Annotated in this window: 3 protein-coding genes; all 3 read right to left on the bottom strand. The window is 74.1% G+C overall.

Annotation, left to right across the window (positions count from 1 at the left end; genetic code table 11):
- Positions 1 to 2,081 (bottom strand): type I polyketide synthase (locus tag CCN29_RS31240; RefSeq protein WP_143661423.1); only part of this gene is annotated, 2,081 nt, incomplete at its 3' end.
- Positions 2,082 to 2,398: 317 nt separating this feature from the next.
- Entirely contained in the window at positions 2,399 to 3,151 is a 753-nt protein-coding gene (locus tag CCN29_RS31235; protein ID WP_037830944.1) for a futalosine hydrolase, read from the bottom strand.
- The gene (locus tag CCN29_RS31230) at positions 3,148 to 4,215 is read right to left on the bottom strand and encodes a glucose-1-phosphate thymidylyltransferase (RefSeq protein WP_086685881.1); all 1,068 of its coding nucleotides are present in this window, start codon (positions 4,213 to 4,215) and stop codon (positions 3,148 to 3,150) included. Before CCN29_RS31230 ends, CCN29_RS31235 begins: the two co-directional genes overlap by 4 nt.
- Between the last annotated feature and the right edge of the window lie 126 nt (positions 4,216 to 4,341).

Below are 4,341 nucleotides of genomic sequence, written 5' to 3'. Positions count from 1 at the left end.
TCCACCGCGACCATCACCCCGCCCTCCGGCAGGGCCTGCATCAACCGCCCGCGCGCGGTCACCAGCGTGCAGGCGTCCTCCAGCGACAGCACACCGGCCACATGCGCAGCCGCGATCTCGCCGATCGAGTGCCCGCCCACGAAGTCAGGGCGCACACCCCACGACTCCAGCAGCCGGAACAACGCCACCTCGACCGCGAACAGCGCCGGCTGCGTCCACTCCGTACGCCCCAGACGCTCACCGTCCTCACCGAAGACGACGTCCTTCAGCTCCGCACCCACGCGCGCGCACACCGCGTCGAAGGCCTCCGCGAACACCGGGAACGCCTCATACAGCTCACGCCCCATCCCCGCACGCTGCGCACCCTGCCCCGAGAACAGGAACGCAGCCTTGCCCGGGCCCTGGGCGGTGTCGGTGAAGACGTCGGCGGCGGCTTCGCCCCGCGCCAACGCCTCGACGGAGGCGACGAGTTCGACCCGGTCGGCGCCCACGACGGCGGCGCGGTACGGGTGGGCGGCGCGGGTCGTGGCGAGCGAGGCGGCCACGTCGTAGGGGTCGGCCTCCGGCCGGGTGGCGAGGTGGTCGGCCAGGCGGCGGGCCTGGGCGCGCAGGGACTCCTCGTCACGGGCGGACAGGACCCACGGCAGGGCGGGGAGGGCCGCTCGCGGCTCCGGGGCGACGGCCTCGTCACTTTCCTCGGCCGGCGGCTGCGGGGCCTGCTCGACGATGACGTGGGCGTTGGTGCCGGACACGCCGAAGGCGGAGACGCCGACGCGGCGCGGGTGGTCGGTCTCCGGCCAGTCGTGCGCCTCGGTGAGGAGCCGGACGTGGCCGGCGTCCCAGTCGACGTGGGTGGAGGGCCGTTCGGCGTGCAGGGTGGGGGGCAGCACGCCGTGGCGCAGGGCGAGGACGGACTTGATGACGCCGACGACGCCGGCGGCGGCCTGGGTGTGGCCGAGGTTGGACTTGGCCGAGCCGAGCAGCAGGGGCCGGTCGGCGGGGCGGCCCTGGCCGTAGGTGGCGAGCAGCGCCTGCGCCTCGATGGGGTCGCCGAGCGCGGTGCCGGTGCCGTGCGCCTCGACGGCGTCGATCTCGGCGGCGGGGAGCCCGGCGTTGGCCAGGGCGGCGAGGATGACGCGCTGCTGGGACAGGCCGTTGGGGGCGGTGAGACCGTTGGAGGCGCCGTCCTGGTTGACGGCGCTGCCGCGCACGACCGCGAGCACGGGGTGGTTGTTGCGGCGGGCGTCGGACAGGCGTTCCACGACGAGGATGCCGGCGCCCTCGGCCCAGCCGGTGCCGTCGGCGTCGTCGGAGAACGCCTTGCAGCGGCCGTCGCCGGCGAGACCGCCCTGGCGGGCGAACTCGCCGAACGCGCCGGGGCTGGACATGACGGTGACTCCGCCGACGACCGCCAGGGAGCACTCGCCGGACCGCAGGGACTGGGCGGCCAGGTGGAGGGCGACCAGGGAGGAGGAACAGGCGGTGTCGACGGTGACGGCGGGCCCCTCCAGGCCGAGGGTGTAGGCGACCCGGCCGGAGAGGACCGACATGGAGTTGCCGGTGAGGAGGTGTCCGCGGACGTCGTCGGGCACCTCGGTCAGGCCGGAGGTGTAGCCCTGGTCGCTGCATCCGACGAAGACGCCGGAGCGGCTGCCGCGCAGGGTGGCCGGGTCGATGCCCGCGTGTTCGAGGGACTCCCAGACGACTTCGAGCAGCAGGCGCTGCTGCGGGTCCATGGCGAGGGCTTCGCGCGGGGAGATGCCGAAGAAGGCGGGGTCGAAGCGGTCCGCGTCGTGGACGAAGCCGCCGCGGCGGTGGCCGGAGCCGGACTCGGAGCCGGGGGCCGGGGCGGTGGGCCAGCCTCGGTCGGCGGGCCAGTCCGTCACCGCGTCCGTCCCGGAGACCAGCAGGTTCCAGAAGTCGTCCGGGTTGCGCACGTCTCCGGGCAGCCGGCAGCTCATGCCGACGACGGCGATGGGCTCCTGGTCGCGGGCCTCCAGCTGCCGCAGCTTGCGGCGCGTGGTGTGGAGATCGACGGTGACCCGCTTGAGGTAGTCCCGAAGCTGCGCTTCCTTCGTCATGGACTGCCCCCATGCTGTTCGGTTCGATGACGGAACGGGTGGTGCCGCGGGGAGGGGCCGGGTTCCGGGCCGGACGCCCGGTGGTCCGGTGGGTCCGGGTGACCCGGCCGGTGGTGATCTCCTCGTGCGGTGGGGACAGCATGACCCGCCCGGTCACCCGATTTCGGCTCCCGGCGGGGTTGTCTGGGGAAACCCTTGGAAATCGTCCGCGCTTCGCCGTTCGCGCAGGCCGGAGCGCCGTACCGGACGCCGCCCGGGCGCCGTGTCGGATCACGGTCCCGCGGGGGCCGAGCCGCCGCCCCGCGGGTCGCCCGCCGTCAGCTGTAGGGCGGCGGGGCGCCCCGTGTGAGCACGGTGTGCAGGACGCCGAAGGCGTCGCGCAGGGCCGCCAGGGCCTCCTTGATGCGCCAGGCGGAGCGGTCGCGCGGGCCGACCGCGTTGGAGACGGTGCGGATCTCCAGGAACGGCGTGCCCTGGCCGGCGGCGGCCTCGGCCGCGCCGAAGCCCTCCATCGCCTCGGCGGCGGCCTGGTGACGTTCGCGCAGTTCGGCGGCGCGTTCGGCTGTGCCGGTGGCGGTGGAGACGGTCAGGACGGGTGCGTGGACGGCGCCGAGGCCGCGGGCGACGGCCGCGGCGAGGTGGGGTGCGCTGCGGTACTCGGTGACGCCGAAGCCGAGGGTGTCGACGGACAGGAAGCCGTCGGGCGAGTCGGCGCCCAGGTCGGCGGCGACGACCCGGTCGGCGACGACGACGGACCCGAGGGCGGCGACGGGGGCGAATCCGCCCGCGATGCCGGCCGAGATGACGAGGTCGTAGGGCTCGTCGCGGGCCGCCGCGGCGGTGAGCGCGGCCGCGGTGGTGGCCGCCGACGCGGCGGGGCCCACTCCCCCGGCGACGAGGTCGGCGCGGATCGGCAGATGGCCGAGGCCGGCTCCGCCCGTCGTGACGCGGACGGTGCTGCGTCCCGGGGTCGCGGGCGGCGGGCAGGTGGTGACAGGGCAGAGCCCCCGGGCCGCGGCGTCGCGTTCGGCGGCGACCGCGGTGACGACGAGGAGGCGGACGGCTCTCATGAGGAGATCTGGACCTGCCCGTGGTCGCCGATGACGAGGCGGTGGGTGGCGGGCAGCCGGGGCGCGAGGGTGACCTTGACGTCCCGTCCGACCAGGGACGCCTCGACCCGGCGGATACCGTCGAAGGACGCCCCGCGCAGGAGGATGGAGTACTCGATCTCGCTGTGGCTGATCCGGCAGTCCTCGGCGACCGACGTGGACGGTCCGACGTAGGAGTCGGTGACGACGCTGCCCGCGCCGATGATGGCGGGACCGACGATCCGGGAGCGCCGCACCTGGGCGCCGTCCTCGATCCGGACCCGCCCGATGATCTCGCTCTCCTCGTCCACGCATCCGTCGACGCGGGGCTGGAGGCGCTCCAGGAGGGTGCGGTTGACCTCCAGCATGTCGGTGACGTTGCCGGTGTCCTTCCAGTAGCCGGTGATGACGGTGGAGCGCACGGTCATCCGCTGGTCGATCATCCACTGGAGGGCGTCGGTGATCTCCAGCTCGCCGCGCGGGGAGGGCTCGATGGCGCGGACGGCGTCGTGGACGACGGGGCTGAAGAGGTAGACGCCGGCGACGGCGAGGTCGCTGCGGGGCGTCTTCGGCTTCTCCTCGAGCTCCACGACGTTGCCCTGGTCGTCGGTCACGGCCACGCCGAAGGCGCTGGGGTCGCCGACGCGGGTGAGCAGGATCTGCGCGTCGCAGGGGTTCTTGCGGAACTCGTCGACGACGTCGCCGATGCCGTCGAGGACGAAGTTGTCGCCGAGGTACATCACGAAGTCGTCGTCGCCGAGGAAGGGGCGGGCGATGAGGACCGCGTGGGCGAGCCCCAGGGGTTCGCTCTGCGGGATGTAGGTGACGTCGAGGCCGAAGGCGGAGCCGTCGCCGACCGCGGCTTCGATCTCGGCGGCGGTGCTGCCGACGATGACGCCGACCTCGGTGATGCCGGCGGCGGCGATGGACTCCAGTCCGTAGAAGAGGATCGGTTTGTTGGCAACCGGGACCAGCTGCTTGCTGGACGTGTGGGTGATCGGTCGCAGTCGCGTACCGGATCCCCCCGCGAGCACAAGAGCCTTCACTGTTCCCTCCAGGTGGCAGAGGTGGGCGGCCGGCGCCGCCAGGGGCGTTCCGGCCGTGTGTGGAGCGGATTCGGCGGGTGTGTGACGCGCGCGGTCGTGCGGGCGCCGGGGGCCTGGTGGTGGGGC

The sequence above is a fragment of the Streptomyces pseudogriseolus genome (genome assembly GCA_002154585.1).
Classification (GTDB): domain Bacteria; phylum Actinomycetota; class Actinomycetes; order Streptomycetales; family Streptomycetaceae; genus Streptomyces; species Streptomyces pseudogriseolus.
This window is presented reverse-complemented; position numbering and strand designations above follow the sequence as displayed.